This window comes from Bordetella petrii, from assembly GCF_000067205.1.
GTDB lineage: Bacteria > Pseudomonadota > Gammaproteobacteria > Burkholderiales > Burkholderiaceae_B > Bordetella_A > Bordetella_A petrii.
Map to the genome: position 1 here is coordinate 4722970 of NC_010170.1, position 18429 is coordinate 4741398.

14 protein-coding genes are annotated in these 18429 nt (G+C 65.9%); 10 read left to right on the top strand and 4 right to left on the bottom strand.

Annotated features, from left to right (window positions below; all coding sequences use genetic code 11):
- Nucleotides 1-213: 213 nt before the first annotated feature.
- Nucleotides 214-1128 carry a LysR family transcriptional regulator gene (locus tag BPET_RS22700; protein ID WP_012251304.1) on the bottom strand — a complete coding sequence of 305 codons (915 nt, stop codon included), beginning with the start codon at nucleotides 1126-1128 and terminating at the stop codon, nucleotides 214-216.
- 277 nt (nucleotides 1129-1405) lie between these two features.
- On the opposite strand from BPET_RS22700, the gene BPET_RS22705 reads away from it, so the two are divergent.
- From BPET_RS22705 to BPET_RS26210, 5 genes are all read left to right on the top strand, one after another.
- Nucleotides 1406-2023, top strand: coding sequence for a nitroreductase family protein (locus BPET_RS22705; protein ID WP_012251305.1), 618 nt, complete (start codon nucleotides 1406-1408; stop codon nucleotides 2021-2023).
- 35 nt (nucleotides 2024-2058) lie between these two features.
- The gene (locus BPET_RS22710; protein WP_012251306.1) at nucleotides 2059-2949 is read left to right on the top strand and encodes an EamA family transporter; all 891 of its coding nucleotides are present in this window, start codon (nucleotides 2059-2061) and stop codon (nucleotides 2947-2949) included.
- Between the two features lie 102 nt (nucleotides 2950-3051).
- Nucleotides 3052-4143 carry a tartrate dehydrogenase gene (locus BPET_RS22715; RefSeq protein WP_012251307.1) on the top strand — a complete coding sequence of 364 codons (1092 nt, stop codon included), beginning with the start codon at nucleotides 3052-3054 and terminating at the stop codon, nucleotides 4141-4143.
- Nucleotides 4144-4182: 39 nt separating this feature from the next.
- The gene (locus BPET_RS22720) at nucleotides 4183-5169 is read left to right on the top strand and encodes a Bug family tripartite tricarboxylate transporter substrate binding protein (RefSeq protein ID WP_012251308.1); all 987 of its coding nucleotides are present in this window, start codon (nucleotides 4183-4185) and stop codon (nucleotides 5167-5169) included.
- Between the two features lie 642 nt (nucleotides 5170-5811).
- A protein-coding gene (locus BPET_RS26210) for an IS3-like element ISBope1 family transposase (RefSeq protein ID WP_085970199.1) occupies nucleotides 5812-7154 on the top strand; the annotation gives its coding sequence in 2 pieces (ribosomal slippage) (nucleotides 5812-6253 and nucleotides 6253-7154; 1344 coding nt in all).
- Nucleotides 7155-7482: 328 nt separating this feature from the next.
- On the opposite strand, the gene BPET_RS22735 is transcribed toward BPET_RS26210, so the two are convergent.
- Nucleotides 7483-8397, bottom strand: a complete 915-nt coding sequence (locus BPET_RS22735) for a LysR family transcriptional regulator (protein ID WP_050978288.1) — start codon at nucleotides 8395-8397, stop codon at nucleotides 7483-7485.
- Nucleotides 8398-8696: 299 nt separating this feature from the next.
- On the opposite strand from BPET_RS22735, the gene BPET_RS22740 reads away from it, so the two are divergent.
- Nucleotides 8697-9635 (top strand): FecCD family ABC transporter permease, encoded by a 939-nt coding sequence (locus tag BPET_RS22740; protein WP_085970279.1) that lies wholly within the window; start codon nucleotides 8697-8699, stop codon nucleotides 9633-9635.
- Nucleotides 9635-10423 (top strand): heme ABC transporter ATP-binding protein, encoded by a 789-nt coding sequence (locus tag BPET_RS22745; RefSeq protein ID WP_012251311.1) that lies wholly within the window; start codon nucleotides 9635-9637, stop codon nucleotides 10421-10423. The genes BPET_RS22740 and BPET_RS22745 overlap by 1 nt, the downstream gene beginning before the upstream one ends.
- Nucleotides 10424-10748: 325 nt before the next feature.
- On the opposite strand, the gene BPET_RS22750 is transcribed toward BPET_RS22745, so the two are convergent.
- Nucleotides 10749-11915, bottom strand: a complete 1167-nt coding sequence (locus BPET_RS22750; protein WP_041864382.1) for a mandelate racemase/muconate lactonizing enzyme family protein — start codon at nucleotides 11913-11915, stop codon at nucleotides 10749-10751.
- Nucleotides 11916-12044: 129 nt separating this feature from the next.
- Here BPET_RS22750 and BPET_RS22755 point away from each other — a divergent pair, with 129 nt between their 5' ends.
- The 3 genes from BPET_RS22755 (at nucleotide 12045) to BPET_RS22765 (ending at nucleotide 16966) form a co-directional block, all read left to right on the top strand.
- Nucleotides 12045-12953, top strand: a complete 909-nt coding sequence (locus BPET_RS22755) for a LysR family transcriptional regulator (RefSeq protein ID WP_012251313.1) — start codon at nucleotides 12045-12047, stop codon at nucleotides 12951-12953.
- A 71-nt stretch (nucleotides 12954-13024) separates the two neighbouring features.
- Complete coding sequence (locus BPET_RS22760; RefSeq protein WP_012251314.1) at nucleotides 13025-14842, top strand: ABC transporter ATP-binding protein/permease; 1818 nt, start codon at nucleotides 13025-13027, stop codon at nucleotides 14840-14842.
- Between the two features lie 114 nt (nucleotides 14843-14956).
- The gene (locus BPET_RS22765) at nucleotides 14957-16966 is read left to right on the top strand and encodes a hypothetical protein (protein WP_012251315.1); all 2010 of its coding nucleotides are present in this window, start codon (nucleotides 14957-14959) and stop codon (nucleotides 16964-16966) included.
- Here the strand turns inward: BPET_RS22765 and BPET_RS22770 are convergent.
- Nucleotides 16956-18419 (bottom strand): amino acid permease, encoded by a 1464-nt coding sequence (locus BPET_RS22770; RefSeq protein ID WP_012251316.1) that lies wholly within the window; start codon nucleotides 18417-18419, stop codon nucleotides 16956-16958. The genes BPET_RS22765 and BPET_RS22770 overlap by 11 nt on opposite strands.
- Between the last annotated feature and the right edge of the window lie 10 nt (nucleotides 18420-18429).

Sequence of the window (18429 nt, forward strand, 5' to 3'; positions counted from 1 at the left end):
TGCAAATGACACTGATGACGCCCGTGGCCGCGCGGCCACGGCATAGCGGGCGTGCAGGCCTGCAAGCAAGGCATCGGGGCAACGCGGCGATTGAAATGACAAACGAAGGGCCAGGCAGCGCGACGGCGAGTACGGCTGCGAGGCGCTTAACTTGTGGATTCTGATGGACTAGTCAGAAAGCACGCTTGTCTGCCGTCAAGGTTGACCGATCAATTAGTTGGCGGCGCGGGATTCGGTAACCGGCCCTTGCAGTTCGGCGCGAACGAAGTCGGCAAACGCCCGCACTTTGGCCGCCACATGGCGGCGCGAGGGATAGACCGCATAAAGATAGGTATCGACCATGGCCCAGTCGTTCAGCACGGCGCGCAGGCGGCCCTGCGCGAGGTCGTCTTCTACATAAGTGCGCGGCACCAGGCTCAGGCCGAAGCCGGCCCGCAGCGCGTCGCGCACGGCCAGGCTGGAATTGACCTGGTAGCGTCCGCGCACAGGCACGCGCACGGTCTGCCCGTGCCGGCGGAAAGTCCACTCGTCGGCGTGGCCAGACAGGGTGAAGCGCAGGCAGTTATGGCCTCGCAGCGCCTGGGGGGTATCAGGCTCGCCGTGCCGTTGGAAGTATGCGGGCGCGCCGCATAGTACATGCGGCAGCACGGTGAGCGGGCGGGCGACGAGCGAGGAGTCTTCGAGCTGGTCGGTACCGCGGATGGCAAGGTCATAGCCTTCCTGGATGATGTCGACGCGCCGGTCTTCCAGGTGCAGGTCGAGCGACAGGTCGGGGTAGGCCTGCAGAAAGGCCGGGATGGCGGCGGACAGCCGGGACAGCGTCAACGACATGGGCGCGCTGACCCGCAGCACCCCGCTGGGGCCGGTCTGCAGGGGGGCAAGCGAACGGCCGGCTTCGTCGAGGTCATCGAGAATGCGGCTGATCTGTTCGTAATACAGGCTGCCGGCTTCGGTCAGGCTCATGCGGCGAGTGGTGCGCTGAAGCAGGCGCGCGCCCAGGTGGGCTTCGAGTTCGCCGATGTTCTTGCTGACCGCCGCGGGCGATAGCCGCAACTGGCGGGCGGCTTGGGCGAAGCTGCCCAACTGGACGACGTTGCGGAACACGCGCAGGGCGGTGAGCTGTTCCATGATTATTTACTCTCAGATGATAGTGATTGCACTTTAGTGAATATTATCAATTCATGGTAGATGGATTAGTCTGACGGTATGGGTTTCGACGGGGTTTCGGTTCTTGCGACGCCCCGCGGCGTCCAGTTGGGCGGGGCGGCACACGTGCGCCGGGCTCGGGCGCATACAGGCGCCCTCGGCCTGCTGCGCAGGCTGCCCCGCCGCCCAACGCGCCGCCCCCGCCCAACTGGACGCCGCGGGGCGATGACAAAACGCTTCATTCTGGAGAATTTCACTGATGGAAAACGCATTGATTGCCGCGATCGAGGAGCGCACGTCGGCGAATTATTTCGACCCGGACCACCAGCTTGCACTGGCGCAGATCGAGCGGCTGACCGAACTGGCGACGCGCGCGCCGACCGCTTTCAATTTGCAGAACTGGCGTTTTATTGCGGTGCATACCGCGGCCGCCAAAGCACGGCTGCGCGAGTTGGCCTGGGGCCAGGCGAAGGTGGGCGATGCGGCGGTGACGTTCATTGTGGTGGGCGTGCTGGCGCGGCACGATGTATTGGCCACGCGGCTGACACCTTCGGTGCAGGCCGGCTTCATGCCGGCCGACATGGTGCCGGCCTGGGAAGACGCGGCGGCCCGTCTGTACCAGGACCAGCCTCGTCGACAGCGCGACGAAGCCGTGCGTAGTGCGGCGCTGGGCGCGTCGACGTTGATGCTGGCGGGGCAGGCGTTGGGACTGGCATCATGCCCCATGAGCGGGTTTGACGCGGCCGGCGTGGCGCGCGAGTTTGCGCTGGCCGACGATGAGGTGCCGGTGATGCTGGTGGCCATGGGCCGCGCCGCGCCCGGCAACTGGCCCCAGAAGCCGCGCCGGCCGCTGGCGCAAGTATTGGAACTGGCTTAACACGCCGCGCCGGAAACCACATCAGGAGCCACACCATGCCTCGCAGCGCCGACGTGTTTGCCACGGCCCTGGCCCCGGCCATCTGGGGAAGCACCTATATCGTGACCACCGAATTGCTGCCGGACGGCTATCCGCTGACGGTTGCCATGTTGCGCGCCCTGCCGGCCGGCCTGCTGCTGCTGTGGTGGGCGCGCAGCCTGCCGCACGGCATATGGTGGCTGCGCAGTTTCTTGTTGGGCGGGCTGAATTTTTCGGTGTTCTGGGCCATGTTGTTTGTCAGCGCCTACCGCTTGCCCGGCGGGGTGGCAGCCACGCTGGGCTCGATCCAGACGCTGATCGTGATCGGCCTGGCCCGGCTGCTGCTGGGCGCGCCGGTGCGGGGCTGGTCGGTGGCGGCCGCGATGGCCGGCATAGGCGGCGTGGGCCTGCTGGTGTTGACGCCCGACGCGGCGCTGGACCCGCTGGGCGTGGCCGCCGGGCTGATCGGCGCGTTGGCCATGGCGCTGGGCACGGTGCTTAGCCGCCGCTGGCAGCCGCCCGTGCGGGCGCTGACCTTCGCCAGTTGGCAGTTGACGGCGGGCGGCCTGTTGTTGCTGCCTGTCGCGGCCTGGCTGGAACCGCCGCTGCCCGCGCTGAGCGCCGCCAATCTGGGCGGCCTGGCGTACCTGGCGGTAATTGGCGGCGCTTTTACCTATGCGCTGTGGTTTCGCGGGCTGGCGCGACTGGGGCCTGCCGCGGTGGCCGCGCTGGGTTTCCTGAGCCCGGTGACAGCGGTGGTGCTGGGCTGGGCGCTGTTGGGTCAACGCCTGAATACACCGCAACTGGCGGGCATGATTATCGTGATCGGCAGTGTATGGGTGGTGCAACGGGTGCAGGCCATGCCTGCCCGTACGCCCGCGAAAGCAGCGGCGCGCCCGTTAACCTGAAGTTAAAAATGTTTTGAATCGCCAGCGGCCCGCCGCGGCGATGCGCTGGGTACAGTGCCCGACAAGCAAGCTGGCGACGGTCGCCGGCCAGGAGTCAGGCACATGAAGACGTACCGCATCGCAACCATTCCCGGCGACGGCATCGGCAAAGAGGTCATTCCCGCGGGCCGGCAGGCCATGCAGGTGCTGGCCGAGACCGACGGATCGTTTACGTTCGAGTTCCAGGATTTCGACTGGGGGGGCGACTACTATCGCCGCCACGGCGTGATGATGCCGGCCGACGGGCTGGAGCCACTGCGCGACAAGGACGCGATTCTGTTCGGTTCGGCGGGCGACCCCGACATTGCCGACCACATTACGTTGTGGGGCCTGCGGCTGAAGATCTGCCAGGGCCTGGACCAATACGCCAATGTGCGCCCTACCCGCCTGCTGCCCGGCATCGACGGGCCGCTGAAGCGCTGCACCGCCGAGCAGCTTGACTGGGTGATCGTGCGCGAGAACTCCGAAGGCGAGTATTCCGGAGTGGGCGGCCGTGTGCATCAGGGGCTGCCGATCGAGGCCGCCACGGATGTGTCGATGATGACGCGCGCCGGGGTGGAACGCATTCTGCGCTATGCGTTCCGGCTGGCGCAGTCGCGGCCGCGCAAGCAGCTGACGGTGGTAACCAAGTCGAACGCGCAGCGCCATGCCATGGTGATGTGGGATGAGATCGCGCTGGAGATCAGCCGCGAGTTTCCCGATGTGCGCTGGGACAAGGAACTGGTGGACGCCGCCACGGCGCGCATGGTCAACCGCCCTGCCTCGCTGGACACCATCGTGGCGACCAACCTGCACGCCGATATTCTGAGCGATCTGGCCGCGGCGCTGGCGGGCAGCCTGGGCATCGCACCCACCGGCAATATCGACCCGGAGCGACGCGGCCCGTCGATGTTCGAGCCTATTCACGGTTCGGCCTTCGACATCATGGGCAAGGGCCTGGCGAATCCGATAGGCACGTTCTGGTCGGTGGTCATGCTGCTGGAGCACCTGGGCGAGCACCAGGCGGCGGCGCGCATGATGCGCGCCGTGGAAAGCGTGACGGCTGACCAGGCATTGCATACGCGCGACCTGGGCGGCACGGCGACCACCGAGCAGGTTACGCAGGCCGTTTGCCAGCACCTGCGGCAGACGGCGGGCCAGGCGCGCGCGGCCTAGGGGCAGCGCGCCATTCATCTATAAAAAACAGGAGACATCATGAAACTTGCAAGGAACAGCCTGCGCCGCGCGCTGGCCGGCGCGCTGTGCGCCACGGGCATCATGCTGGCGGGGGGCGCCGCGGCGCAGTCGTATCCGGCGCGGCCGGTGAGCCTGGTGGTGCCGTTTCCGGCCGGCGGCACGACCGACGCGCTGGCGCGCGCGCTGGGCGATGAGCTGGCCAAGAGCCTGGGGCAGCCGGTGGTGGTGGAAAACAAGCCCGGCGCGGGCGCCACGCTGGGCGCCGACTACGTGTCCAAGGCGCGGCCCGATGGCTATACGCTGCTGATGGGCGCGGTGCACCACACGATTGCCACGAGCGTGTATCACAGCCTGAACTATGACTTTCAGAAGGATTTCGCGCCGGTCACCACGGTGGCCCTGGTGCCGAATATCCTGGTGGTGAACCCCAAGGTGCCGGCGCATAGTGTGCAAGAGCTGCTGGATCTGGCGCGCAAGGAGCCCGGCAAGCTGACTTTCGGTTCTAACGGCATGGGCACGGGGCAGCACATGATCGGCGCGCAGTTCCAGAACCTGGGCGGGGTGACGCTGCTGCACGTGCCCTACAAGGGTAGCGGTCCGTTGACGACCGACCTGCTGGGCGGCCAGATCGATATGTCGTTCGACACGATTACGCCGGTGCTGCCGCACGTTAAGTCGGGCAAGTTGCGCGCCCTGGCGGTGACGACCGACCAGCGCTCGGCTGCCCTGCCCGATGTGCCTACGCTGCAGGAAGCGGGGCTGAAGGGTTTCAACATGGGTACGTGGTTCGGCGTGCTGGCGCCGGCGGCAACGCCGCCCGAGGTGGTGGCGCGCCTGAATGCCGAGATGGTGAACATCATCAAGTCGCCGGGGTTTGGCCAGCGCATGGCGGAGATTGGCGCGGTGCCGGTGGGCGACAGCAGCGCGCACATGGCGCAGCAGATCAAGGACGATACTGAGCGCTACGCCAAGCTGGTGAAGCAGGCGAATGTGGCGATCAACTGAGGGAGGTCTTCGAGTGGGCTCGGGGTTCTTGCGCCGTCCCGCGGTGTTCGCTGGGGTGGGGGCGGCGCCCGTGCGTCGGGCGCGGGCGCGTGCAGGCGCCCTCGGCCTGCCGCGCACTGCGGTGTCAGGCACCTTCGGAGCCAGACACCAGCCAGCGGGCCGCACCGGTATGCCAGGTGTCTGACTCCCACTGGGTGTCAGACACCGTTTGCAAGCGGCAATTGCCGCGCACGGCAGTGTCAGGCACCTTCGGAGCCAGACACCTGCCAGCGGGCCGCGCGGGTATGCCAGGTGTCTGACTCCCATAGGGTGTCAGACACCGTTTGCAAGCGGCAGTTGCCGCGCTCTGCGGTGTCAGGCACCTTCGGAGCCAGACACCAGCCAGCGGGCCGCGCGGGTATGCCAGGTGTCTGACTCCCATAGGGTGTCAGACACCGTTTGCAAGCGGCAGTTGCTGCGCTCTGCGGTGTCAGGCACCTTCGGAGCCAGACACCAGCCAGCGGGCCGCACTGGTATGCCAGGTGTCTGACTCCCACAGGGTGTCAGACACCGTTTTCAGGCGGCATTGCCGCGCACTGCGGTGTCAGGCACCTTCGTGAAGTGACCCCCAAAAGTTGGATACCAACTTATGGGGGTATTTTTATGGTGAAGTACAGCGAACAGACCAAGTTTGCAGCGGTCGAGGAGTATTGCCGGGGCGATTTGGGACTGGAAGCCGTGGCGCAACGCCACGGCGTGAACCCGCATGCGCTGCGACGCTGGGCGGCGGCCTACCGGGAGCATGGCGCCTCGGGCGTGCGCGCCAAGCGCGGCCGCTACAGCGCCTCGTTCAAGCAGACGGTGCTGCAACAGATGAAACAGCAGGGCCTGTCGTATCGGCAGGCGGCAGCGCGGTTCGACATCCGCAACTTCAACATCATCGCCCGCTGGGCACGCCAGTATGATGTACAGGGTCTAGCCGCTTTATCTACAGGACAGCCCCCCGCAATGACCTCGCCCGTGAAACCGGCATCGCCCGATGCCACGCGTACACGCGAAGATCTGCTCAAGGAACTGCAGTTTCTGCGCATGGAGAACGCGTACCTAAAAAAGCTCGATGCCTTGGTTCAAGCCAAACAGAAATCGGCGCAGCAGAAAAAGCGCAAATAGTGCTTGAACTAAGGCAGCAATTCCCTCTTGCGGGCTTGTTGTCGGTGGTGGGGCTGTCACGCAGCACCTTCTACTACCAATGGCGGGCCGGGCAAGCCGAAGACAAGTTCGCGTCATTGAAGTCCCGGATCTGCGCAATTTTTGCCCAGCATCACGGCCGCTACGGCTATCGACGCATCACCGAGGCGATCCGCCAGCAAGGCTGGCCGGTCAACCACAAGACGGTGCAGCGCCTGATGGGCCTGTTGGGGTTGAAGTCTTGCGTACGGGTCAAGAAGTATCGCTCCTACCGAGGCACGCTGAGCCAGCTCGCCCCGAACGTGCTGCGACGCCAGTTCAGGGCTGCTCGCCCGAATCAGAAGTGGGCCACCGATGTGACCGAGTTCAGGGTCGGCACCCAGAAGCTGTACCTCTCGCCGGTGATGGACCTGTGCAATGGCGAGATCATCGCCTACGAAATGGCCTGCCGCCCCAGCTTCGCCATGGTCGCAGCCATGCTCAGGCAAGCCTGCGCCCGGCTCAGCCCGTACGAGCGGCCCATCCTGCACTCGGACCAGGGGTGGCAATACCAGATGCCCGCCTACCGCGAGCTCCTGGCGCAGCACGCGGTCACCCAGAGCATGTCACGACAGGGAAATTGCCTGGACAATGCCGCCATCGAGAGCTTCTTCGGCACCCTGAAGGCCGAGTTCTTCCACCTGAACACCTTCCAGACCATCGAACAGCTCAAGGACGGGATCGACCGATATATCCACTACTACAATCATCACCGCATTAAGCTCAAACTTAACGGGTTGAGTCCGGTGCAATACCGGACTCAGCTCCTGGCCACATAACGGCCAAAACTGTCCAACTTTGTGGGGTCACTTCACTTCGGAGCCAGACACCTGCCAACGAGCCGCATCGGAGCCAGACACCTGCCAATGGGCCGCACTGGTATGCCAGGTGTCTGACTCCCACAGGGTGTCAGACACCGTTTGCAGGCAGCAGTTGCCGCGCACTGCGGTGTCAGGCACCTTCGGAGCCAGACACCTGCCAACGGGCCGCATCGGAGCCAGACACCTGCCAACGGGCCGCACCGGTATGCCAGGTGTCTGACTCCCACAGGGTGTCAGACACCGTTTGCAGGCGGCAGTTGCCGCGCACTGCGGTGTCAGACAACTGTCACCAGGCGGCGCCGGTGGGTTGGCGGCGGTCTTGGAAGTAATCGACCAGGAAGTCGATGAACACGCGCACCTTGGCCGACAGGTGATTGCGTTCGGGGAATACGGCGTGGATGTCGGCGGGCGGCAGGGCGTAGTCTTGCAGCAGCAGTTCCAGCCGGCCCGACCGCAGGTAGCGCGCCAGATCCCATTCGGCGCGTTGCAGGATGCCCAGCCCGGCCAGTCCCCAGGTCAGCGTGACTTCGCCGTCGTTGCTGCTCAAGCCGCCGCGTACTTTTACGGTGTCGCTGCGGTCGCCGCGGGTAAAGCGCCACAGGCCGTAGGTGTCGTCGTTCTGGCGCAGCACGATGCATTGGTGGCGCGCCAGGTCTTGGGGCGTTTGCGGGCGGCCGTGTTTTTTCAGGTAGGCCGGCGCGGCGCACACCAGGCGGCGGTTGGGTGCGATGCGCCGGGCGATCAAGCGGGCGTCGGGAATATCCCCGAACCGGATGGCCACGTCGAAGGCGTCTTGCACGAAGTCGCCGGGCGCGTCGGTCAATTGCAACTGCACTTCTACCTTGGGGTAGCGGCGCGCGAACTGCACGATGGCCGGGGCGATGTAGCTGCGTCCGAAACCCAGCGGCGCGTTCACTTTCAGCAGGCCGCGCGGCTGGGCCTGGCGGTTGGCCATGAGCTGGTCCAGGTGCTCGATGTCGTCGAGAATGCGGCGAGCGTTTTCCAGGTACAGCTCGCCTTCGGCCGTCAGGCTGATGCGGCGGGTATTGCGGTTGAGCAGGCGTACGCCCAGGCGGTCTTCGATCTGCGCCAGGCGCTTGCTGACCGCGGCGGTGGTTACACCCATTTCGCGCGCGGCGGCGGAAAAGCTGCCGGCGCGCACCAGTTCGACCAGCAATTGCAGTTCTTGGGACTGGCCCATAGCATTTGGCATCTTGCGGGGAATGGCAGCCATAGTAGCCCAGCCCGGCCCGCCGTCCGGTAGACTGGCGCCCACGGGAGCAGACTTGATGAGCAATACCTCGTACACCAGACAGGCCGCCGCACTGCGCGCCCAGAACCTGGCGCAGGCGCCGGGCGCCGCGCCGCGCCTGCCGCAGGCGATTCGCACATTGAAGGAGACCGATTGTGTCGCTCGTCAGGGCCGGCCGTCTCGCGCGGCCGGCTAGGCGCATCGCGCCGCCGGCCGTGCTGGCGGGCCTGGGCGCGGCGGCCTTGCTGGTGGCGCTGCTGGCCGCGCTGAGCGGCGCGGTGCATATTCCGCTGGCCGACGCGCTGCGCGTGCTGGCAGGTGGCGCATCGCAGCCCGACGATACGCTGTGGCGCAATGTGCTGCTGGACATCCGCCTGCCGCGCGTGCTGTTTGCCGCGGTGGCGGGCGCGGCGCTGGCTGTTTCGGGCGCGGCCATGCAGGCGCTGTTCCGCAACCCGCTGGCCGAGCCGGGCCTGGTGGGAATATCAGCCGGGGGCGCGCTGGGCGCGGTATCGGCCATTGTGCTGACCGCCGGAGGCTTTGCCATAACGGCGCCGGCGGCGTTCGCCGGCAGTCTGCTGGCCACCGGCGCGGCCTACGCCGTGGGCCGGCGCGCAACCGGCGTGGCAGGCCTGCTGCTGGCCGGCATCGCTATCAATACCGTGGCGGGCAGCCTGATCGGCCTGCTGACCTACATGGCCTCTGACGCGCAACTGCGCGACCTGACCTTCTGGAGCATGGGCAGCCTGGCGGGCGCCAGCTGGCCGCTACTGGCTTTCCTGGCGCCCTGGACGCTGCTGTGGTCGGCCTGGCTGATGCGCCAGTGGCGCGCCATGAACGCCCTGCTGCTGGGCGAGCGCGAGGCGCAGCACCTAGGCTTTGCGTTGATCACGGTGCGCTACAAGCTGGTGCTGGCCACGGCCCTGATCGTGGGCCCGCTGGTGGCGGCCACCGGAGGCATTGGTTTCGTGGGGCTGGTGGTGCCGCACCTGGTGCGCATGAGCCTGGGAGCCGACCACCGTTGGCTACTGCCCGCGTCCATGCTGGCGGGCGCGCTGGCGCTGACGCTGGCCGACTGGCTGGCCCGCGTCGTGGTCATTCCGGCCGAGTTGCCGATTGGCCTGGTCACCAGCCTGGTGGGCGGGCCGTTTTTCTTGTGGCTGCTGGCGCGGGGGCGGCGTTTCTGATGAGCCTGCAAGCTGTCGATCTGGCCTTGTCGCGCCACGGCGCGCGCATCTTCTCCGGTGTGTCGCTGGCGGTCGAGCCCGGGCAGGTGCTGGGTCTGCTGGGAGCCAATGGCGCGGGCAAATCGACGCTGCTGGCCGCGCTGGCGGGCGAGCTGCGCGCCGACAGCGGCGCCATCTTGCTGGACGGCGCGCCCTTGTCCAGCCTGCCGCCGCGCCGCCAGGCGCGGCAGCGCGCGGTGCTGCCGCAAAAGCCGTCGCTAAGCTTCGACCTGGGCGTGGAAGAAGTGGTGGCCATGGGAGCCTACCCGTTTCCAGAGCTGGACCCGATCGAAGTGCAAGAACTGGTGGACGCCGCACTGGCCCTGGCCGGCGTGTCGCACCTGGCGCAACGGCGCTATCCGGAGCTGTCGGGCGGCGAGCAGCAGCGCGTGCAGTTCGCCCGCGTGCTGGCGCAATGCCAGGCCGGGCACGCCCCCGGCACGACCCGTTACCTGCTGCTGGACGAGCCGATTTCCAGCCTGGACCCCAAACACCAGATCGAACTGCTGCGCACCACCGCCACGCTGGCCCGCGAACAAGGACTGGGCGCGTTGGTTATTCTGCACGACGCCAACCTTGCGGCCCGCTGGTGCGACCGGCTGGTGATGCTGGGCGGCGGCACGATGGTTGCCGACGGCGCGCCGGATGCGGTGCTGACGCCCGCAAACCTGCGCGCGGTGTACGACATCGAGGCCGATGTATTGCCGCACCCGACGCTGCCGGGCAGGTTGCTGGTGCTGCCGCATTGAGGCGGCGCGCCTGGGGGTGTCAGGCTGCGCGGGCGCTTCAGTCAGGTGTTGGGCTGCATGGCTGCTTCAGTCAGGTGTCTGGCTGCATGGCTGCTTCAGTCAGGTGTCTGGCTCCGCAGGTGCCTGACACCGATGTGTGCCGCGACTGTCTCAACCAGACGGTGTCAGGCACCTGCGGAGCCAGACACCTGGGTACGGCATCGGCACGCGGCTGCGCATTGGCGCCTGGGTACAGCATCGGCACGCGGCGCATCTTGCGCCTGGGTACAGCATCGGCACGCGGCTGCGCATTGGCTACCGCATTGGCGCCTGGCTGCTACCTTCATCAACTGGCCAGCGCTTTCATCTCGGCATACAGGTCGGCCTTGCCTTCGAAGCCGATGCCCGGCAGCTCCGGCAAGGTCACGATGCTGTCTTTCACTTGCACGCCATCCGGGAAACCGCCGTAAGGCTGGAACAGGTCCGGGTACGATTCGTTGCCGCCCAGGCCCAGGCCCGCCGCAATGGCCAGCGACATCTGGTGGCCGCCATGCGGAATGCAGCGCCTCGCCGACCAGCCGTATTCTTTCAGCATGTCGAGCGTGCGCAGGTATTCCACCAGCCCATAGCTGAGCGCGCAGTCGAACTGCAGCCAGTCGCGGTCGGGGCGCATGCCGCCGTAGCGAATCAGGTTGCGCGCGTCTTGCATCGAAAACAGGTTTTCGCCGGTGGCCATCGGCTTGTCGTAATGGTTGGCCAGCTCGGCCTGCAGCGCGTAGTCGAGCGGGTCGCCCGCCTCTTCGTACCAGAACAGGTCGTACTGGGACAACGCCTTGGCGTACTCGATGGCCGTCTTCAGGTCGAAGCGGCCGTTGGCATCAACCGCCAGCTGCTGGCCCGGGCCCAGCAGCTTCAGCACCGCCTCGATGCGCTGGCAGTCTTCGGCGAGCGACGCGCCGCCAATTTTCTTTTTCACTACCGAATAGCCACGATCCAGGTAGCTTTGCATTTCGCGCCGCAGGCCATCCAGACCCTGGCCCGGCCAGTAATAGCCGCCCGCGGCATACACGAACACCTCGCGGTTGGCCCGGCCGTTGCCGTAGCGCTCGGCCAGCAACTGATACAGCGGCTTGTCCTCGATTTTGGCCACCGCATCCCACACCGCCATGTCGATAGTGCCCACCGCCACCGAGCGTTCGCCATGGCCGCCGGGCTTTTCGTTAGTCATCATGGCGGCCCAGATCTTGTGCGGGTCGAGGTTGTCGCGCGCCTCGTCGCGCAGAGTGGCGGGGTCGGCGTCGAGAATGCGCGGCGCGAAGCGCTCTCGAATCAGTCCACCCTGGCCATAGCGGCCGTTCGAGTTGAAGCCGTAGCCGATCACCGGCTTGCCGTCGCGCACCACGTCGGTTACCACGGCGACGAGGCTGAGCGTCATCTTGGAAAAATCGATGTACGCGTTGCGGATGTTGGACTTGATGGGACGGGTGGATTCGCGGATATCGACGATCTTCATGAAGCGGAGCTCCGGCAATAACAGGGCGGCGCCGGCATGCCGGCAGCTGATGCGGCGTATTATCGGGGCCGTGCGGCGGGCTTGCCCAATGCCGTTTTTTTCTGCTTTCATGCTTTGTAGGCATCGCCCATGAACCTGTCGTGGCTGGAAGATTTCCTGGCACTGGCCGCCAGTGGCAATTTCTCGCGCGCCGCGCAAGACCGCCACATGACGCAGCCTGCGTTCAGCCGCCGCATCCGCGCCCTGGAAGACTGGCTGGGCGTACCGCTGTTCGACCGCGCCACGCACCCGGTGGCGCTGACCGAAACCGGCGAGTGGTTCCGCGCGACCGCGCAAGAAATTCTGGGCCGGGTGGCGCGGGTGCCCGACGAGGCGCGCGCCGTGGCCGCCGCCGGATCGGCCACGCTGCGCTTTGCCGCCACCCATGCACTGTCGCTGACTTTCCTGCCGCAGTGGCTGCGCGGCCTGGAATCGCGCACGCCCGTCGGGCCGATTCAGCTGGTGTCCGACATGCTGCAGCAGTGCGAAGCCTGGATGCAGCAGGGCCGCGTGCAGTTCCTGCTGTGCCATACCCACTCCCAGGCGCCCGGGCGGCTGGACTCGCCAGCTTACCGTTCCCTGAAAGTCGGCACCGACACGCTGGTGCCGGTGTGCGCGCCGGACCGCGCCGGCCGGCCGCGCCATGTCTTGTCGCTGCGAGCGCGCAAGACCGTGCCCCTGCTGGCGTACAGCGCGGAATCGGGCCTGGGGCGGCTGATGCGCGCGCTGCTGGGGGCGTCGCTGCCGCAGGCCCGGGTCGAGCCGGTGTTCACTGCACACCTGGCGGCGGTACTGAAAAGCATGGCCCTGGACGGGCGCGGCGTAGCGTGGCTGCCGTACAGCATGGTGGACGCCGAGCTGCGCGACAAGCGGCTGGCCGAGGCGGGCGATGCAGCGTGGCGCCTGCAGGCCGACATCCGCCTGTTTCGCCCCGACCAGGCGCTGGCCCCCTCCGCCGAGGCCTTCTGGCGCGCGGTGGAGGCCGCGCACGGCGGATAGCGGGAACAGCAGAGGGAACTAATCCCGCGTGCGGCATCTAATCTCCAGAAGAACAAGATACACCGCACGATATGGACCTGAACTGGCATCAGCAACTGGGCAGCAGCCTGTTATGGCTGTTGGGCAGCTTCGCCATTGCGGGCGTGGCTTCGGCGGCGCTGGTATGGGCGCTGGCGCGCGGCACGCCCTGGGGCCGCCAGTTCTGGCGCCTGGCCTGGCCCTACCTGACGCCGCGCCGCAGCTGGCGCCCGCTGGGCAGCCTGGCGCTGCAGCTGTTGCTGACGCTGGCCGCGGTGCGCATGACCGTACTCTTCTCGTACTGGTACAAGGGCTTTTACGATGCCCTGCAGGCGCTGAATTCCGCCGCGTTCTGGACCATGCTGGGCATCTTCGGCGTGCTGGCCACCGTACATGTGGCGCGCAGCCTGGTCGACTACTACGTGGGCCAGGCGTTCGAGATCGACTGGCGCACCTGGCTGAACACGCACCTGACGCGCGACTGGCTGGCGGGCAACGCATACTACCGGGGCCAGTTCCTGGACCGCCCCATCGACAACCCCGACCAGCGCATAGAACTGGACATCGCCAGTTTCGTCACCGGCTCGCGCACGCTGGCGCTGGGCGCGGTCAGCGCGGTGGTGTCGCTGGTGGAATTCACCGCCATCTTGTGGAGCCTGTCTGGGCCGCTGCAATTGGGCAGCCTGGAAGTGCCACGCGCCATGGTGCTGCTGGTCTATCTGTATGTGATCGTGGCCACGCTGCTGGCCTTCAAGGTGGGGCGTCCGCTCATCGGCCTGAACTTCCTTAGCGAGCAACTGACCGCCAACTTCCGCTACGCGCTGGTGCGCCTGCGCGAAAACGCCGAGAACGTGGCGTTCTACCAGGGCGCCGAGGTCGAACGCCGCACGCTGGGCGCGCGCTTTGCCGCCTACATTGCCAACCTGTGGGCCTTGATCCGCCGCACCTTGAAGTTCTCGGGCCTGAACCTCGGCATCAGCCAATTGGCGGTGGTGTTTCCTTTCATACTGCAGGCGCCGCGTTTTTTCAGCGGAGCCATCAAGCTGGGCGACGTCATGCAAACCTCGCAGGCGTTCGGACAGGTGCAGGATGCGTTGTCGTTCTTTCGCACGTCGTACGATACTTTCGCGCAGTACCGCGCCACGCTGACGCGGCTGGACGGCTTCCAGGACGCCAACCGGCAGGCGCGCGAGCTGCCCGGCATTGCCATCGACACGATGCCCGACGGCTTGCAGATCGACGGCATGACAGTACAGCGCCCCGATGGCCAAGTGCTGCTGCAAGACCTGCGCCTGCAACTGACGCCCGGCCAGGCCTTGCTGATCAAGGGTCCGTCGGGCAGCGGCAAGACCACGCTGCTGCGCGGCCTGGCCGGATTGTGGCCGTATGCGCAGGGCCAGGTGCGGCGCCCGGTGGGCGCGCGGGCGCTGTTTCTGTCGCAGCGCCCCTATCTGCCGCTGGGCGATTTGCGCACCGCCATCGCGTATCCGGCCACGGCCACTCCGGCTGACGACCCGCGCCTGAAAGAAGCGCTGCGGCAGACGCAACTGGGGCACCTGGAAGGCGCGCTGAACAAGGCGGGCGACTGGTCGCGCATTTTGTCATTGGGCGAGCAACAGCGGCTGGCCTTCGCGCGCGTGCTGTTCAACCGCCCCGCCATCGTGTTCATGGACGAAGCCACCTCGGCCACCGACGAAGGGCTGGAGCACGCGCTGTATGGCTTGTTGCGCAGCCAGCTGCCCGAATGCATGATCGTCAGCGTGGGGCATCGCGGCACCCTGGATGCGTTTCATGACCTCAGCGTCAGCCTGGACGGCCGCGCGGGCTGGACACTGTCCGGCATGCCGACGCCGCCGCTTGCGGCAGCGTAGCGGGCGCCTGCGCAACGCCTGGCCGCCACTTGACTGATCCGCCCCGGGCAACGGAGACTGACGTCCCAACAAAGCGGCTGCGGCCGCTTGAAGCGTCATTCGTCTGGAGTCACAGTGGGAGAGTTTGCAAAGCACGCGCGTCATGGCAAGATCGCCGGGCCCAGCCTGCCTGGTTTCAAGCGCGAAGAATGGGAAAAGCGGCTGAACGACCCTGCCCTGGACGACGACGACAAGCGCATCCTGGCGGCGGGCCTGTTCCTGAACGATCTGCTGTCTTTCCTGCGTGGCCAGATTCGCCTGGCGGACATCGGCATGCGCCCGCAGGCCTTGATACGCCTGACCATCGGCCTGGCCACGCACAACTTGTACCAGCTCTACGCAGCCACCCGCATCGATCAACCCTTGCCGGGGACCGCGGCCGAACTGGATTTTCCCACCCTGCTTTCAACCACCGTCAGCGTGCCGGGCGGACAGGCATTCGCACCGGACGAGCTCATCACCGGCGCGGGCGACGGAATGAAGCACATGTTCGGCCAGTTGCTTGCGAGCCAGGCCAAACCCAGCGACAGGGACGAGCATGACGTCAACATCGACGACCTCGCCCGCATCAGCGCCGAACTGAACAACGCCGTGCTGTACGAGTGTGCCGTTGGATACTGGCACTCGTGCGTGGGCAATGGATACGGCCTGGGGCTTCACGAAGCGGGAGTAATGATTCATGCTTCCCGGCCTGGTTTAGAGGCCGCGCGCTTTGTTTCAATGTACCGGCGCAACAACGGCTTTTTGCAAAACAGTATGGAGATCGCGGAAGCGTGGCTGCATAAATGGCCGGCGGCCACCAAGAAGGCGCTTTGCGGCATTCCGCTGGTACGCAGAATATACGGATCGGAACGCATCGAGCGCATCGAGCTGGGGCTGGACAGCAAAGTACTCGAAGCCGCCGTCACGGGCGTCGTGGCGATGCTCGGGCTTCAGCACGGTTACTACCGCGCGTTCATGGACGAACCGCTGCCCGAGCTGGGAGCGTTCACCATCAACCAGATAATTTCGGGTTGGCGCGTGCTGCAGTCTTTGGCCATGGCGATCTTCGATTCGCTCGGCCCGGTTTCGTCTAGCAACCCGCGCGAACTATTACGCTTTTCGCCCAGCATTCCGCATCATGTGCTGCGCGCCACGTTCGCCAAGGCGCTGGGTCTGGATGCCGAACGGGCCGAAGCGTTGCTCGATGTTTTCGTCTTCCGCCGCAACCGCTCGCAAGACATGTGGACACGGCCGTTGATGCGCATTGGGCAGGACTACTTCCTGGTCGTTTCATGCATTCATTCGGTTCACCTGGAGCGCATCTTGGAAGGCTGGATGCGGCAAGGCGGCCTGGACCTGGAACGGCGCGGCCCCGAGTTCGAAAAATACTGCCGCGAGCAACTACAACAGTATGCCAAGGCGTCTCCCATTGCAGCGGCCGTGACCATTCTGGACCGGGAACTAAAGTTCACGCCGGCTGGCGGCACGCAGGAAGAAATCGATATCGTCGTGTTGATTGGCGACGCGGTGTTGCTGGTTGAGGCAAAGTGCATTCTGTGGCCTGACGATCCACCGCAGTTCGCGAATTATCGGGCCACGGTCGAGAAAGCAGCGGCGCAGCTACGCCGCAAGCAAGAAGCGGTGGCGTCGGATTACCCTGCGTTCGCGCGGCGCCTGCGCGAACTGGGCCACGCCGCCCCCGCACCAGGAAAAATCTTGGGCTGCGTGCTAACCAACTCGGCCGTTTATGCGGGGTTTTCGATCGACGGCGTTCCGGTCATCGACCTGCCGATACTTGCCGCGTACCTGGAAAACCGCTACGTCAAGGCAGAAGTGCGCCAGGGAAGCAAAAGCCTGCATCAGCACCTGCTGCACTTCTATGACGATGCTGTGCAGGCAGGCATGCGACTTGAGCGCTACCTGGCCGACCCGCCGCAGTTGTCGGACATGAAGCGATATGTGAAGCCGCGAGACCTGGTCTTTCCGGTTGAAAGCCCCGCCTTTGGCAAGCTGGTGCACCGAAGCTACAGCGTAGAAGTGGATATTGCCGAAATGAAGCAGCGATACGGCCCGGCCGCGGCGGGCGGCGACGCTAGCGGGTAAGCACCGGGAATTTCATGTCGTGGTAACGCACGAAGCGCGACCCGCGCGCCAGGCGATAGCCGGCCCAGATCAGCAGGAACACGGGAATGCCTATATAGGTAGCCGCGGCACCCACCCAGTCGATGCGGTCTTGCAGGAAAGCCTGGTAATTCTGGCCCAGCGTGATGATCAGGCACAGCACGAAGGCGAACACCGGCCCGAACGGAAAAAACGGCGACACATACGGCAGGTCGGCCAGCCGGTTGCCCTGCGCCACGTAGCCGCGGCGAAAACGATAATGGCTGATGGCAATGCCCAGCCATGCAATAAAGCCCGTCATGCCCGACGTGTTCAGCAGCCAGATGTACACCTTGTTGGGGCTGAACACGAACGACAAGAAGCACAGCGCGGCCAGCGCGGTGGTTGCCAGCAAGGCCAGCACCGGCACGCCGCGGGCCGACACCCGCCCGAAGACGGCCGGCGCCTTGCCTTCGCACGCCAGCGCGTACAACATGCGCGTGGCCGCGTACATGCCCGAATTTCCGGCCGACAGCACCGAGGTCAGCACCACCGCGTTCATGACCGAAGCCGCGGCCAGCAGGCCGGCGCGATCGAAGATCAGCGCGAAGGGGCTGACGCTGATGTCGGTGACTTCGTTGCGCAGCAGTTGCGGATCGGTATACGGAATAAGCAGGCCGATCACCCCGATGGCCAGCACGTAGAACAGCAGGATGCGCCAGAACACCTGGCGCACCGCGCGTGGAATATTGCGGGCCGGGTCTTTCGATTCGCCAGCGGCAATGCCGATGAGCTCGGTGCCCTGGAAAGAAAACCCCACCACCATGGCCACGCCTATCATCGCGGCGAACCCGCCCGCGAAGGGCGCATCGCCCACCGTCCAGTTCTGCCACCCGCCGGTTTCGCCGCCGCGGATGATGCCCAGCAGCATCAACACGCCCAGCGTAATGAAGACCAGCACGGCAATGACCTTGATTAGCGCGAACCAGAACTCCGCCTCGCCGAAACCGCGCGCCGACAAGGCATTCAGGCCAAAGGTAATGGCAAGGAACAGCGCGCTCCAGTACACGCCCGGCACGTCGGGAAACCAGTAGGCCATGACAAGCTGCGCCGCCACCAGGTCCACGGCCACCGTCACCGCCCAGTTGTACCAATAGTTCCAACCCAGCGCGAAACCGAAGCCCGGCTCGACATAGCGCGAGCCGTAAGTGGAAAACGAACCGGCCACCGGCATGGCGGCGGCCAGCTCGCCCAGGCTGGTCATCAAAAAATAAACCATCAGGCCGATGAGCGCATAGCCCAGCAAGGCGCCGCCCGGGCCGGCCTGCGCGATGGTGTTGCCCGACGCCACGAACAGCCCCGTGCCAATGGAGCCGCCCACGGCGATCATGGACAAGTGGCGGGACGCCAGCGTGCGCCGCAGCCCTCCGGGCGTGGACACGTCTTTGCTGGGCATGCCGGCGGCG